Below are 15,337 nucleotides of genomic sequence, written 5' to 3'. Positions count from 1 at the left end.
CAGACTGAATGCCATGCTGCGTGACGGCACCGAATGGAGGTGACGAATGGCATGTTGAAGACAGTTGCTCCCACATTGACCGAGTGCTACCTTCAGCGACGTACCGGGCGCTTCTGCAACTTGCGCTGCAAGGTCCGGCGGTGCATGCCCAGGGCGCGGGCGGTAGCCGAGATATTGCCTTCGTGCTCAGTCAACACGCGCTGGATGTGTTCCCACTGCAGACGGTCCACCGACATCGGGTTTTCCGGCACCAGGGTGTCGAGGTCGGCGTGCTCGGAAAGCAGCGCGGCCAGCACGTCATCGGCGTCGGCCGGCTTGCACAGGTAGTTGCAGGCGCCGCGCTTGATCGCCTCGACAGCGGTGGCGATGCTGGAATACCCGGTGAGAATCAGCACGCGCATTTCCGGGTCCAGTTCCAGCAACTTGGGCAACAACACCAGGCCCGAGTCCCCGTCCATTTTCAGGTCCAGTGCCGCGTAGTCCGGCAGGTCGGCCTGGGCGATGGTCAGGCCTTCTTCGGCGGAACCTGCGGTGCTGACGCGAAACCCGCGACGGCTCATGGCTCGCGCCATCACGCGGGTAAAGGTGGCATCGTCATCTACCAGCAACAGGTGCGGCAGTTCTTCGCCTTCGACTTGGATCTCGTCACTCATCGATGTCTCCTCGTGCAGCACGGGGCAGGCGCAGCTCGGTGAGCGTGCCGCCTTCCTCATGGGGGTAAAGTTTCACCGAGCCGCCAGCGCGGGTTACGCTGGCCTTGCTCAAGAACAGGCCCAGGCCGAAGCCCTTGCCCTTGGTGGTAAAGAATGGCTTGCCGATCTGCTCGGCAATGGCCAACGGCACACCCGCGCCGTGGTCGCGAATGCTGATGGTGAGGTTTTCCCAATCCCAGTCCAGTTGCACTTCCAACCCTTCCGGGCAGGCGTCAGCTGCATTGTTCAACAGGTTCAGCAGCGCCTGGGTCAGATCCGGCGGTGGCGCCATGCGTGGCACTGTGCCCTGCCCCAGCAGGTGAAAACGGTAACTGGCTTCGGGCCGCATCAAGTGCCAGCGGTTCAGGGCTTCGTCCAGCCACTGGGTGACATCTTGCATATCCACCGCCAGGCGCCGGTTGGCTTCAGCGGCGCGCACCAGTTGTTGCAAGGTCTGCTTGCACTGCTTGACCTGTTCCTGCAACACACCAAGGTCGTCTTGCAACGCCGGATCGTGATGGTCCTGGCGCATTTCCTTGATCAGCACGCTCATGGTCGCCAGCGGTGTGCCCAACTCATGGGCCGCGCCAGCGGCCTGGGTGGCCACGGCCAGCAGTTGCTGGTCGCGCAGGCCTTCTTCGCGGCGGATGGCGCGCAGCTCTTCCTGGCGCCGCAGCTCTTCAGCCATGCGCGCGGCGAAGAAGGTGATCACCGCCGCCGACAGCGCGAAGCTCAGCCACATGCCGTAGATCTGCAGGTTTTCCCGGGCGATCGGGAAGGTTTCCAGGGGGTAGAACTGCGCCAGCAACAAGGTGTACAGCGCCAGGGCGATACCCGACAGGATCACCGAATAGCGCCATGGCAAGGTCACGGCGGCGATGGTCAGCGGTACCAGGTAATAGGAGACGAAGGGGTTGGTGGAGCCCCCGGAAAAATACAGCAACACACTGTGGATAAACAGGTCGCAGGCCAGTTGCAGGGCGTACTCCAACTCGGTCACCGGCCAGGTGGTGCGCAGGCGGATGGCCGTGAACACACACAGCACCGTGGAAAAGGCCAGGGTCACCCACAGTTGCAGCCAAGGCAGCGGCAGCAGTTCAAACCAGTAGGCGAGCCCGACGGAACCGGCCTGTGCGGCCAGCACCAGGGTGCGGATAAACGTCAGGCGCCAGAGGTTCTGGCGAGTGGCGGAAGTCAGTTTTACGGGGGCGAGCATGAGCTCTCCTGATGAGCGCTCCAGGCGGATCGCAGCAAGTATAAACGAAGCGACGGTACAGGCAGCGCGTCTGTGGCCCTTTGACGCAGGTCATGGCTTTATGACGGGGCGAGGCGACTTTGACCGTTCGTCGGCATCCTACCCAGATGTAGAGATTTTGTAACCCGCCGAACCCGAATCGCCCGTCTACAGTCTTACCGAATACGATCACCCTCAAGGAGCTTCCATGTCACGTTTCACTCGCAGTGCCGTCGTTATTGCCCTCAGCGTTGCCAGCCTGCCTGCGCTGGCCGCCGATCAACTGCACTACAACCAGATCTCCCTGCGGGCCGAAGTCAGCCAGGAAGTGGCCCGTGACAAGATGATCGTCACTCTCTACACCGAGTCGCAAAACACCGACCCGGCTAAGCTCGCCGCCGAAGTCACGACCATCATGAACAAGGCGTTGGGCGAGGCTCGCGAAGTAAAAGGCGTGACCCTGCGCCAAGGCAGCCGCAACAGCTACCCGATCTACGACAACAAGAACCAGAAGATCACCGGCTGGCGCGAGCGCGCCGAACTGCGCCTGGAAAGCGCGGACTTCCCGGCGCTGTCCAAGCTCACCGGCGAGCTGCTCAACACCCTGAAAATGGACAATATGGACTTCGCCATTGCCGACCCAACCCGCAAGGCCAGCGAAGATGCCCTGCTCAAGGATGCGGTCGCCGCGTTCAAGGCCCGCGCCCAACTGGCCACCGATGCACTCGGCGGCAAGGGCTACAAGATCGTCAACCTGAACTTCAACACCAACGGCTACCCAATGCCGTACGCGCGAAATGGCGGCATGATGATGAAGGCGGCGGCAATGGATTCAGCGCCGACACCTGAAGTCGAAGCCGGCACCAGCCAGGTCAGCATGAGCGCCGATGGCGTGATTGAAGTACAGATGCCATAAGCCTTACCTGATGATCCACAACGGCGGTAACCTCGGTGACCGCCGTTTTTTTTGGCCGTTGTTTACCTGCCATCTCAGGGGGCACCATGGATAGAACTGTCTTCAAGCCGCTCCTTCTTGCTGCCAGCCTGCTGGCGTGCATGCCCACGGCCCAGGCGGCAAGCACCCTGGTCTACTGCTCCGAAGCCAGCCCCGCCGGGTTCGATCCGAGCCAGTACACCAGCGGCACCGATTTTGATGCCTCGGCCGAAACCGTGTTCAACCACCTGACCCAGTTCAAGCGCGGCGGAACCGAAGTCGAGCCGGGCCTGGCGACCCGTTGGGAGGTGTCCAAGGACGGCCTGGCCTACACCTTTCACCTGCGCGACGGGGTCAAGTTCCACAGCACCGAGTAGTTCACCCCGACCCGCGACTTCAATGCCGACGATGTGCTGTTCACTTTCCAGCGCCTGCTGGACGCCAACCATCCATTCCGCCAGGCCTACCCGTCCGAGTCGCCGTACTTCACCGATATGGGCCTGAACACCACGATCAAAAGCGTGGAAAAGCTCAAGGCCGGCGAATGCCAGGTCAGCGGCTATCCGCGCCCCTCGGATATCGAGGTGATGAAGCAGGATCCAAACCTGCGTGTGCTGCAGCAGGCGGGCTTCAACCTGGGCTTTCTGGCCTACAACGTGACCCATCCGCCGCTGGACCAGCTCAAGGTGCGCCAGGCCCTGGACATGGCCATCGATAAGCCGGCGATTATCCAGGCGGTGTACCAAAGTGCCGGGCAATTGGCGCAGAACGCACTGCCGCCGGCCCAGTGGTCTTATGACCCCAGCATCAAGGACGCACCGCACGACCCTGCCAAGGCCCGGGCGCTACTAAAAGAAGCAGGGGTTGCACCAGGTACCACCATCAATCTGTGGGCGATGACTGTGCAGCGCGCCTCCAATCCCAACGCGCGAATGTCGGCGCAGATGATCCAGCAGGATTGGGCCAAAGTCGGGATCACTGCCAATATCGTCAGCTATGAGTGGGGCGAATACATCAAGCGCGCAAAAAACGGCGAGCACGATGTGATGATCTACGGCTGGACCGGCGACAACGGCGACCCGGATAACTGGCTGGGCGTGCTCTACAGTTGTGCCGCGGTCAAGGGCAGCAACTATGCAAAATGGTGTAACCCGCAGTACGACCAACTGGTGCAGAAGGCCAAGCTCAGCAGTGACCGTGACGAACGCATCAAGTGGTATCAGCAGGCGCAAAAAATACTTAAGGATCAAGTACCTATAACACCTATTGCGAACTCGACGGTTTTCCAGCCGCTGCGCAAGGAAGTCCAGGACTTCAAGATCAGCCCGTTTGGCCTGACACCGTTCTACGGCGTAAGTCTGAATAAGTAACAATCATGCCCCAACCGGGTGCGCCAGACACCTCGCTCGGGCTTATTCGGTGCACTCCACGCACCGAAAAAAGCCCTCAAAAATACAGTTTCGTGTCGAAAATTATATGAATGCGACATTCCTGTACGTTCGTACCACTCTTTGGCGGTTGTAGCCTCTCAACATCTTGCATTGGGTATGGGGCCTGCATAAGTATCCGCAGGCCGACTCACGAGGTCGCCCTCAATTCCAAAAATGACAACAAATCATGAGGCCAACATGCTTAAACACGCAGTCATTCCGTTTTTAGTCAGCGCCGGTTTAATGGCCGCTGCACCTTTCGCCCAGGCGGCGACTAATCTGGTGTTCTGCTCCGAAGGGAGCCCGGCGGGTTTCGACCCAGGCCAGTACACCACCGGAACAGACTTCGATGCTTCGGCCGAAACCATGTTCAACCGGCTCAGCCAGTTCGAGCGCGGCGGCACCGCCGTGATTCCTGGCCTGGCCACCAAGTGGGATGTTTCCGAAGATGGCCTGACCTACACCTTCCATCTGCGCGAAGGGGTCAAGTTCCACACCACGCCGTACTTCAAGCCGACTCGTGAATTCAACGCCGACGACGTGCTCTTCACCTTCAACCGGATGATCAATAAAGACGATCCGTTCCGTAAGGCCTACCCCACCGAGTTCCCGTATTTCACGGACATGGGGATGGACACCAACATCAAGAACATCGAGAAAATCGACGACCACACCGTCAAGTTCACCCTTGGCACCGTGGACGCCGCGTTTATCCAGAACCTGGCCATGAGCTTCGCCTCGCTGCAGTCGGCTGAATACGCAGCCCAACTGTTGAAGGACGGCAAGCCCCAGGACATCAACCAGAAGCCGGTCGGCACTGGTCCGTTCGTGTTCAAGAGCTACCAGAAAGACTCCAACATCCGCTTCACCGGCAACAAGGATTACTGGAAGCCTGAAGACGTGAAGATCGACAACCTGATCTTCGCCATCACCACCGACCCGTCGGTACGTGTACAAAAGCTCAAGAAGAACGAATGCCAGGTCACCCTCTTCCCGCGTCCGGCCGACCTCAAGGCCCTGGGCGAGGACAAGACCCTGAAACTGCCGCACCAGGCCGGTTTCAACCTGGGCTATATCGCCTACAACGTCATGCCGGTGCTCAAGGGCCAGACAGCCGCCAACCCATTGGCCGACCTGCGCGTACGCCAGGCCCTGGACATGTCGGTCAACAAGCAGCAGATCATCGACTCGGTGTACCAGGGCGCAGGCCAACTGGCGGTCAACGCCATGCCGCCGACCCAGTGGTCCTATGACGACACCATCAAGGACGTCCCGCACGACGTGACCAAGGCCAAGGCACTGCTCAAGGAAGCCGGCGTCAAGGAAGGCACCGAGATCACCTTGTGGGCCATGCCCGTCCAGCGTCCGTATAACCCCAACGCCAAGCTGATGGCCGAGATGCTGCAGAACGACTGGAAGCAGATCGGCTTGAAGGTCAACATCGTCAGCTACGAGTGGGGCGAGTACATCAAGCGCTCCAAGGGCGGCGAGAACCAGGCCATGATCATCGGCTGGAGCGGTGACAATGGTGACCCGGACAACTGGCTGAACGTGCTGTTCGGCTGCGACTCCCTGGCCGGCAACAACTTCTCCAAATGGTGTGACAAGAAATTCGACGGCATCGTGAAAGAAGCCAAGGCCACCTCGGACGTCGCCAAGCGCACCGAACTGTACAAACAGGCGCAACACGTCCTCAAAGATGCAGTCCCCATGACACCTATCGCGCACTCGACAGTGTATCAACCCATGCGCAACAACGTACAGGACTTCAAGATCAGCCCATTTGGCTTGAATTCCTTCTACGGGGTGAGCGTCAGCAAGTAGTGATCTCTGGCGGCGACGTTTCATAACGTCGCCGTTATTGCATCCGCCCAGATCCTAGGAATCGAACTACATCTGTGAATGCTGCCGCCCTACAGCAGCTAACTGCCGATGTTCCGTCCGATACCTACAAGGTCTGTCCGGTTCTGCGCATTTACCGCCCTGCCCTCGTTCCCTAACGTCGAGGTAGGCAAACGCTCAGTTCCGATACGGCATTTGCTGTGGATGGGAACAGTGCTTTCTCCATGCCAGGTAAGGCATGGCGATTGTTCACTGACGAAAACGATAAACATGGATTGGGGGACAGTCATGCGCCATACCACCGTTCTATCCGCGATATTCGGCACCAGCCTGTTGGCCGTCGCTTCGATGGGCCAGGCAGCCGAGAAGAAAAGCCTGGTGTTCTGCTCTGAAGGCAGCCCGGCCGGGTTCGATACCGCGCAATACACCACCGCCACCGACAACGATGCGGCCGAGCCGATTTACAACCGCCTGGTTGAGTTTGAAAAGGGCGAAACCGGCGTCATACCAGCGCTGGCGACCCAGTGGGACATTTCACCAGACGGCCTGACCTATACCTTCCACTTGCGCCAAGGGGTGAAATTCCACAGCAACAAGGAGTTCAAGCCGACACGGGACTTCAATGCCGATGACGTGCTGTTTACCTTCAACCGCATGCTTGATCCCGACCACCCGTTTCGCAAGGCCTACCCCACCGAGTTTCCGTACTTCAACGGGATGAGCCTGAACAAGAACATCGCCAAGGTCGAGAAAACCGACCCGCACACCGTGGTGATGACCCTGAACACGGTCGACGCCGCGTTTATCCAGAACATCGCCATGAGCTTCGCCGCGATCCTCTCGGCCGAGTACGCCGAGCAACTGCTCAAGGCCGGCAAGCCCAGTGATATCAACCAGAAACCGATCGGCACCGGGCCGTTTGTGTTCCAGCGTTACCAGAAGGATTCGGAGATCCGTTTCGCCGGCAACAAACACTACTGGGACCCGGGCAAGGTCAAGCTCGACCAACTGATCTTCGCCATCAACACCGACGCCTCGGTGCGGGTGCAGAAGCTCAAGGCCAATGAATGCCAGGTCACCCTGCATCCACGCCCCGCCGATGTCGAGGCCCTCAAGGCCGACCCGAACCTGCAACTGCTGACCAAGCCCGGCTTCAACCTCGGCTACATCTCCTATAACGTGCGGCACAAGCCCTTCGACCAACTCGAAGTGCGCCAGGCCCTGGACATGGCGGTGAACAAGCAGAGCATTCTCAACGCTGTGTACCAGGGCGCGGGGCAACTGGCGGTCAACGGCATGCCGCCGACCCAGTGGTCTTATGACGACAGCATCAAGGACGCCGCCTACAACCCGGAAAAAGCCAAGGAGCTGCTCAAGGCCGCCGGCGTCAAGGAGGGCACCGAGGTCACGCTGTGGGCCATGCCCGTCCAGCGCCCGTACAACCCCAACGCCAAGCTGATGGCCGAGATGCTGCAAAACGACTGGGCCAAGATCGGCCTCAAGGTCAAGATCGTCAGCTATGAATGGGGCGAGTACATCAAGCGCACCAAGAACGGCGAACACGATATCAGCCTGATTGGCTGGACCGGCGACAACGGCGACCCGGACAACTGGCTGGGCACCCTCTACAGCTGCGACGCCATCGGCGGGAACAACTACTCGATGTGGTGTGACCCGGCGTACGACAAGCTGATCAAGCAAGCCAAGGTCGTCACCGACCGTGAACAACGGACTGTTCTGTACAAACAGGCGCAGCAACTGCTCAAACAGCAGGTGCCGATCACGCCTGTCGCCCACTCGACGGTCAACCAGCCGTTAAGCACCAAGGTCGAAGGTTTCAAAGTGAGCCCCTTCGGCCGCAACGTGTTCTCGGGCGTCAGCGTCACCCCATAAGAAAATAACCGGATGCGCAGAGCGAAGTTGGCTCTGCCGCAAACGTGTAGCTGTAATTCGCGAAATCTCCTACAGCAAACGTTTGCAAAGGCTTGAAGAGTTACACACCCAATAACCGGCTCACCTAATAAGGCCGGTATTAAAAAAAGAGAACCAAAGGAGCTCCACCCATGAAACTAAGCAGCAAAGTGCTACTGGCCATGGCCATCAGCAGCATCACGGCTACCGCCTATGCGGAATCCGTAAGCCAGGACTTCGTTCCAACCACACTGGCCGGCACCAGCGCCCAAAGCGAAGCCAAGGGCTTTGTCGAAGACTTCAGCCTGGGCGGCCAGACGCGTAACTGGTACTCCCACGAAAGCCTGTACCGGGGTGGCGCGTGGAAATACCAGAAGCATGGCCAGACCCTGACCGACCGTAACCGTACCAACTGGGTACAGGGCACCATCCTCAACGCCAGCTCGGGGTTCACCCAAGGCACCGTAGGGGTCAAGACCGAAGTTGCGCTCTACAATGTTGTGGCCCTGGACCGCAGCCGACGTGATATCAAGGGCGGCTCCAACCGCACCCTGGCTCACTCCAACGGCGACGCCGTGGACCAGTGGAGCAAACTGGGCCTGGCCAACATGCAGTTCCGTGTGTCCAACACCACTTTGACTGCCGGTCGCCAGAACTTCAGCACGCCGATTGTCGACACCATCGGCAACCGTGCCCTGCCCTCCAGCTTCCAGGGTGTGAGCTTCAACAGCGAAGAATTCAGCAACCTGTCGTTCCAGGGTGGCGTGTTTGACCGCGTTTCCCCACGTTCCGAACAGAGCCTGTCGAAATTCCGTAGCGAGTACAGCCAGCAGGGTGCACGCAGCGCGACAACCGACAAGGTCTACACCCTGGGCGCCAACTACCAGCCGCTCAAAAGCCTGAAAACCAGCTTCTTCGGCGCCAACGTCAAGGACTTCTGGAACCAGTACTACTTCGGCGCGACCCACGAGCTGGGTGATAGCCAGGTCCTGTCCCTGACGACCGGCCTGAACTACTACAAGACCGTCGACGAAGGCAAAAAGTTGATGGGCGAAATCGACAACGATACTTACTCGCTGTCGCTGGGCCTGGCTCACCAGGCTCACAGCCTGACGTTCTCCTACCAGGAAGTTAACGGTAACGAGTACTTCGACTACCTGCACGAAACCAACGGCATCTACCTGGCCAACTCCCTGACGTCGGACTTCAACGGCCCGAACGAGAAGTCCTTCCAGATCGCCTACGGCATCAACATGGCCGAATACGGCGTGCCGGGCCTGAAGTTCAACATCTACTCGGCACGCGGCTGGGGCATTGACGGTACTCACTACAAGGGTAACCGCAATGGCGCCTACGCCTACACCGGCATCGAAGTTCAAGACGGCGAGAAACACCAGGAATACGGTGTAGGCGCCGGTTACGCGATCCAGAGTGGTCCGCTCAAGGCCACGGCTATCCGTGCGACCTACGTCGAGCACCGTGGCAGCGAATTCCAATCTGACGGCAGCGTCAAAGAATTCCGCCTGGTTACCACCATCCCGTTCAACATCCTTTAATTAGCGCCCGGTAGACGGCAGGCTCAGGACGAGCCTGCCGTCTACCTTTGTGTGGTTGAATCGATTGCAGAGGGCTCTTCAATGAAAATGCTCCCGTTACAAGCCGCCATGACCGCTGCACTGTTGAGTGTGGCCCTGGGCATTTCGGCCAAGCCGCTGGTGGTCTGCACCGAAGCCAGCCCGGAAGGCTTCGACCCGGTCGTGTACACCACGGCTGTCACCGCCGATGCCGCCGCCGAAACCATGTTCAACCGCCTGGTGGACTTCAAGCCCGGCACCACTGAAATCCAACCCTCACTCGCCAAATCGTGGGACATCAGTGAGGACGGCCTGACCTATACCTTCCACCTGCGCGATGACGTGAAGTTCCACACCACCGACTACTTCAAGCCCACGCGCAACCTGAATGCCGACGACGTGCTCTGGAGCTTCCAGCGTCAACTGGACCCGAAACACCCATGGCACAACAAGTCCACCACCGGCTTCCCCTATTTTGAAAGCATGGGTTTCAAGGAACTGCTCAAAAGCGTCGAGAAGACCGATGACCACACCGTGGTCTTTACCCTGACCCGCCCCGAAGCGCCGTTCCTGGCCGATGTCGCCATGCCGTTCACCGCCATTCACTCCGCCGAATACGCCGACAAGCTGCTGGCCGCCAACAAGACCGGCGAGCTCAACAGCAAGCCGATCGGCACCGGCCCGTTTATTTTTACCCGCTACCAGAAGGACGCCCAGGTGCGCTTCAAGGCCAACCCGGAGTACTTCCGTGGCAAGCCGCCCGCCGACCCGTTGATCCTGGCCATCGCGGTGGATAACAACGTGCGCCTGCAAAAGCTCAAGGCCAATGAGTGCCAGATCGCCCTGTATCCAAAACCTGACGACCTGCCGAGTATCAAGGCCGATCCAAACCTGAAGGTTGCGGAACTGGCGGCGATGACCACCGCCTACACCGCCCTGAACACCACCCACAAGTACATGAGCGACGCGCGGGTGCGCCACGCGATCAACATCGCGTTCGACAAACAAGGCTATAACGAATCCCTGTACGGCAAAGGCAATGCCGTCGATGCCACCGGCCCGTACCCGCCGACCCTGCTGGGCTTCAACGACAATCTGAAAAACCCGGCCCGCGACCTGGACAAGGCCCGCGCCCTGCTCAAGGAAGCCGGCGTACCACAAGGCACCGAGTTCAGCCTGTTCACCCGCAACGGCGGCGGCCCGACCAACCCCAACCCGATGCTTGGCGCCCAGCGCATGCAGGCGGACCTGGCGCAGATCGGCCTGAAGGTCAATATCAAGGTCATGGAATGGGGCGAAATGCTCAAGCGCGCCAAGGCTGGCGAGCACGACATGGTCTCCGCCGGCTGGGCCGGGGATAACGGCGACCCAGACAACTTCCTCACGCCCAACCTGAGTTGCGATGCGGCCAAAAACGGCGAAAACTACGCCCGCTGGTGTAACGAAGAATTTCAGGGCTTGATCGACAAGGCCCGCGCCGTGGCTGAACCCGCTGAACGCGCCGCACTCTATGAACAGGCGCTGGCCGTTTTCGACAAGGAGCAACCGTGGATCCCCATGGCCTACCCGAAAATGTTCACCGCCATGCGTAAAAACGTCGAGGGATATACCCAAAGCCCCCTGACCAACAATAACTTCGCCACCACCCAGGTGAAGTAAAAAAGACGCCCGGCCCCGTCGAGGTTGACGGAGCCGGGCCTGCCTAACCGGCTGATTGAGGTAGAGACCACGATGTTTAGTTTTATTGCCCGCCGATTGGGGTTATTGATCCCAACGTTTTTCGGCATCACGTTGCTGACTTTTGCGTTGATTCGCATGATCCCTGGCGACCCCGTAGAAGTCATGATGGGCGAGAGGCGGGTTGACCCCGAGATGCACGCCCAGGCAATGGAACGCCTTGGCTTGAACAAACCCTTGTATGCGCAATACCTGGACTACATCGGCAAGCTCGCCCAGGGCGACCTCGGCGAATCCCTGCGTACCCGCACCAGCGTTTGGACCGAGTTCAGCGCCCTGTTCCCCGCGACCCTGGAACTGTCCATGGCCGCCCTGTTGTTCGCCGGCATCCTCGGGCTATTGGCCGGGGTGATCGCGGCCTTGAAACGAGGATCCCTGTTCGACCATGGGGTAATGGGCATCTCCCTGGCGGGATATTCGATGCCGATCTTCTGGTGGGGCCTGATCCTGATCATGTTCTTCTCGGTCAGCCTGGGCTGGACCCCGGTTTCCGGGCGTATCGACCTGCTCTACGACATCGAGCCGCGCACCGGCTTCATGCTGATCGACACCCTGCTGGCCGACGAGCCGGACGCATTCTGGGACGCCCTGCACCACCTGATCCTGCCGGCCATCGTACTGGGCACCATCCCGCTGGCGGTGATTGCGCGGATGACCCGTTCCTCGATGCTGGAAGTGCTGCGCGAAGACTACATCCGCACCGCCAAGGCCAAGGGCCTGTCGCCGGCACGCGTGGTGTTCGTGCACGGCCTGCGCAATGCGCTGATCCCGGTGCTGACGGTGGTCGGCCTGCAAGTCGGCACCCTGCTGGCCGGTGCGGTCTTGACCGAGACCATCTTCTCCTGGCCCGGCATCGGCAAATGGCTGATCGAAGCCATTGGCGCACGGGACTACCCGGTGGTGCAAAACGGCATCCTGCTGATCGCCTGCCTGGTGATCCTGGTGAACTTCGTGGTGGATATCCTCTACGGCTTCGCCAACCCACGCATCCGTCACCAGCGCTGAGATCATGACCATGACCACACCAACTCCCGTGTCAGCAGTCGATCAGAGCCTGCTGTACCCGTCGCCGTACAAAGAATTCTGGCAAGCCTTCTCCAAGAACAAGGGCGCGGTTGCCGGCCTGCTGTTTATGCTGTTGATCGTGTTCTGCGCGATCTTCGCCCCGTGGGTGGCACCCCATAACCCCAGCGAGCAATACCGCGACTTCCTGCTGACCCCGCCGTCGTGGCTCGAAGGCGGGCAGATGCAGTTTTTGCTGGGCACCGACGAACTGGGCCGTGACTTGTTGTCGCGCCTGATCCAGGGCTCGCGCCTGTCGCTGCTGATCGGTTTGTCGTCGGTGGTGATGTCGCTGATCCCGGGGATCCTGCTGGGCCTGTTCGCCGGGTTCTTCCCGCGCCTGCTCGGCCCAACCATCATGCGTCTGATGGACATCATGCTGGCCCTGCCCTCGCTGCTGCTGGCCGTGGCGATTGTCGCCATCCTCGGCCCTGGCCTGATCAACACCGTGATCGCGATTGCCATTGTGTCGCTGCCCTCCTATGTGCGCCTGACCCGCGCAGCGGTGATGGGCGAGCTCAACCGTGACTACGTGACGGCCGCGCGCCTGGCCGGGGCCGGCCTGCCGCGCCTGATGTTCGTCACCGTGCTGCCCAACTGCATGGCGCCGCTGATCGTGCAGGCCACCTTGAGCTTCTCCTCGGCGATTCTCGATGCCGCCGCCCTGGGCTTCCTCGGCCTTGGCGTGCAACCGCCGACGCCTGAGTGGGGCACCATGCTGGCTTCGGCCCGTGACTATATCGAACGTGCCTGGTGGGTCGTGAGCCTGCCTGGCTTGACCATTTTGCTCAGCGTGCTGGCAATCAACCTGATGGGCGACGGACTGCGCGATGCGCTGGACCCGAAACTCAAGAATGCCGCGTGAGGAGATTCCCATGTCACTGCTAGAAATCAAGAATCTCAATGTACGCTTCGGCGACAAGACTGCCGTACCCGTGGTCGACGGCCTCGACCTGGCCGTGGACAAAGGCGAAGTACTGGCCATCGTTGGCGAGTCGGGTTCGGGCAAGTCCGTGACCATGATGGCGCTGATGGGCCTGATCGAGCATCCCGGCATCGTCACCGCCGATTCGCTGACCTTCGACGGCAAAGACATGCTCAAGCTGAGCAACCGTCAACGCCGGCAGATCGTCGGCAAAGACCTGGCGATGGTGTTCCAGGACCCGATGACCGCGCTGAACCCCAGCTACACCGTGGGTTTCCAGATTGAAGAAGTGCTGCGCCTGCACCTGAAAATGTCCGGCAAACAAGCGCGCAAGCGGGCCATCGAGCTGCTGGAAAAGGTCGAGATCCCTGGCGCCGCCAGCCGCATGGATGCCTACCCGCACCAACTGTCCGGTGGTATGAGCCAGCGTGTGGCAATTGCCATGGCGATTGCCGGCGAGCCGAAACTGCTGATCGCCGACGAGCCGACCACGGCCCTGGACGTGACCATCCAGGCGCAGATCATGGAACTGCTGCTGGCTCTGCAAAAAGAACAGAACATGGGCCTGGTGCTGATCACCCACGACCTCGCAGTCGTCGCGGAAACTGCCCAGCGCGTGTGCGTGATGTACGCCGGCCAAGCGGTGGAAGTCGGCCAGGTGCCCGGCCTGTTCGACGTACCGGCCCACCCGTACAGCGAAGCGTTGCTGGCGGCGATCCCGGAACACAGCATGGGCGCGGCGCGTCTGTCGACCTTGCCGGGCATCGTCCCCGGCCGTTATGACCGCCCGCAAGGCTGCCTGTTGTCGCCACGCTGCCCGTATGTGCAGGACAGCTGCCGCCAGACCCGTCCGACCCTGGACCCGCAAGCCCACAGCCTTGTGCGCTGCTTCTACCCCTTGAACCAGGAGGTGGCGTAATGGCCGTCGTTCTTACTGCCCGCGACCTGACCCGTCACTACGAAGTGTCCCGTGGCCTGTTCAAGGGGCACGCCACGGTGCGCGCCCTCAATGGCGTGTCGTTCGAGCTGGAAGCCGGCAAGACCCTGGCCGTGGTGGGTGAGTCGGGTTGTGGCAAGTCCACCCTGGCCCGCGCGCTGACGCTGATTGAAGAGCCGTCGTCCGGCTCGTTGAAAATCGCCGGCCAGGAAGTCGCCGGCGCCGACAAGGCCCAGCGCAAGCAACTGCGCAAAGACGTGCAGATGGTGTTCCAGAGCCCCTATGCCTCGTTGAACCCCCGGCAGAAAGTCGGTGATCAACTGGGCGAGCCGCTGTTGATCAACACCAACCTGTCCGCTGCCGAGCGCCGGGAAAAAGTCCAGGCAATGATGAAGCAGGTGGGCCTTCGCCCTGAGCATTACCAGCGCTACCCGCATATGTTCTCCGGTGGCCAGCGCCAGCGCATCGCCCTGGCCCGGGCCATGATGCTGCAACCCAAGGTGCTGGTGGCGGATGAACCGACCTCGGCGCTGGACGTGTCGATCCAGGCCCAGGTGCTCAACCTGTTCATGGATTTGCAGCAGCAGTACAACACCGCCTATGTGTTCATTTCCCACAACCTGGCGGTGGTGCAACACGTCGCGGATGACGTGATGGTGATGTACCTCGGCCGCCCGGTGGAAGTGGGCCCCAAGGAAGATATCTACGCCCGCCCCCTGCACCCGTACACCCAGGCGCTGCTGTCGGCCACCCCGACCATCCACCCGGACCCGAACAAGCCGAAGATCAAGATCGTCGGCGAACTGCCCAACCCGCTGAACCCACCCTCCGGCTGCGCCTTCCACAAGCGCTGCCCGTATGCGACCGAGCGCTGCAGCAGTGAAGAGCCGTTGTTGCGCGAACTGGACAAGCGCCAGGTGGCTTGCCATCACGCGGAGCAGTTCGTCGCCTGACCCCACCCTGTGGAGCAGGTTTGTATGGGAGCGGGCTTGTGTGGGAGCGGGCTTGCCCGCGATAGCATCACCGCGGTTTAACTGACAGCACGAGGCGCCTGCATCG

General features: G+C 60.5%; 11 protein-coding genes and 1 pseudogene. 10 read left to right on the top strand and 2 right to left on the bottom strand.

Annotated features, from left to right (window positions below):
• Nucleotides 1–92 precede the first annotated feature (92 nt).
• Nucleotides 93–653, bottom strand: a complete 561-nt coding sequence (locus AC07W7_RS26665) for a response regulator transcription factor (RefSeq protein ID WP_029291924.1) — start codon at nucleotides 651–653, stop codon at nucleotides 93–95.
• Nucleotides 646–1,908 carry an ATP-binding protein gene (locus tag AC07W7_RS26660; RefSeq protein WP_076964037.1) on the bottom strand — a complete coding sequence of 421 codons (1,263 nt, stop codon included), beginning with the start codon at nucleotides 1,906–1,908 and terminating at the stop codon, nucleotides 646–648. Before AC07W7_RS26660 ends, AC07W7_RS26665 begins: the two co-directional genes overlap by 8 nt.
• 226 nt (nucleotides 1,909–2,134) lie before the next feature.
• Between AC07W7_RS26660 and AC07W7_RS26655 the strand changes: the two genes are divergently transcribed.
• The 10 genes and pseudogenes from AC07W7_RS26655 to AC07W7_RS26610 all read left to right on the top strand — a co-directional run bounded on the left by AC07W7_RS26655 (nucleotide 2,135) and on the right by AC07W7_RS26610 (nucleotide 15,231).
• A complete protein-coding gene (locus AC07W7_RS26655) occupies nucleotides 2,135–2,842 on the top strand; it encodes an SIMPL domain-containing protein (protein ID WP_076964038.1) in 708 nt (235 codons plus the stop codon).
• Nucleotides 2,843–2,928: 86 nt separating this feature from the next.
• Nucleotides 2,929–4,230, top strand: a pseudogene (locus AC07W7_RS26650) (ABC transporter substrate-binding protein).
• Nucleotides 4,231–4,488: 258 nt separating this feature from the next.
• The gene (locus AC07W7_RS26645) at nucleotides 4,489–6,114 is read left to right on the top strand and encodes an ABC transporter substrate-binding protein (RefSeq protein ID WP_076964040.1); all 1,626 of its coding nucleotides are present in this window, start codon (nucleotides 4,489–4,491) and stop codon (nucleotides 6,112–6,114) included.
• 366 nt (nucleotides 6,115–6,480) lie between these two features.
• Entirely contained in the window at nucleotides 6,481–8,025 is a 1,545-nt protein-coding gene (locus AC07W7_RS26640; protein ID WP_495040423.1) for an ABC transporter substrate-binding protein, read from the top strand.
• A 170-nt stretch (nucleotides 8,026–8,195) separates the two neighbouring features.
• A complete protein-coding gene (locus tag AC07W7_RS26635) occupies nucleotides 8,196–9,599 on the top strand; it encodes an OprD family outer membrane porin (protein WP_076964042.1) in 1,404 nt (467 codons plus the stop codon).
• 81 nt (nucleotides 9,600–9,680) lie between these two features.
• Nucleotides 9,681–11,276, top strand: coding sequence for an ABC transporter substrate-binding protein (locus AC07W7_RS26630; protein WP_495040422.1), 1,596 nt, complete (start codon nucleotides 9,681–9,683; stop codon nucleotides 11,274–11,276).
• A gap of 72 nt (nucleotides 11,277–11,348) precedes the next feature.
• Nucleotides 11,349–12,359 carry an ABC transporter permease subunit gene (locus AC07W7_RS26625; RefSeq protein WP_076964044.1) on the top strand — a complete coding sequence of 337 codons (1,011 nt, stop codon included), beginning with the start codon at nucleotides 11,349–11,351 and terminating at the stop codon, nucleotides 12,357–12,359.
• Between the two features lie 10 nt (nucleotides 12,360–12,369).
• Entirely contained in the window at nucleotides 12,370–13,281 is a 912-nt protein-coding gene (locus AC07W7_RS26620; protein ID WP_038443398.1) for an ABC transporter permease subunit, read from the top strand.
• A gap of 10 nt (nucleotides 13,282–13,291) precedes the next feature.
• Entirely contained in the window at nucleotides 13,292–14,260 is a 969-nt protein-coding gene (locus AC07W7_RS26615) for an ABC transporter ATP-binding protein (RefSeq protein ID WP_099167557.1), read from the top strand.
• The gene (locus AC07W7_RS26610; RefSeq protein WP_076964046.1) at nucleotides 14,260–15,231 is read left to right on the top strand and encodes a peptide ABC transporter ATP-binding protein; all 972 of its coding nucleotides are present in this window, start codon (nucleotides 14,260–14,262) and stop codon (nucleotides 15,229–15,231) included. The genes AC07W7_RS26615 and AC07W7_RS26610 overlap by 1 nt, the downstream gene beginning before the upstream one ends.
• The last annotated feature ends 106 nt before the right edge of the window (nucleotides 15,232–15,337 follow it).

The organism is Pseudomonas sp. GW821-FHT01D09 (genome assembly GCF_059422465.1).
This window is presented reverse-complemented; position numbering and strand designations above follow the sequence as displayed.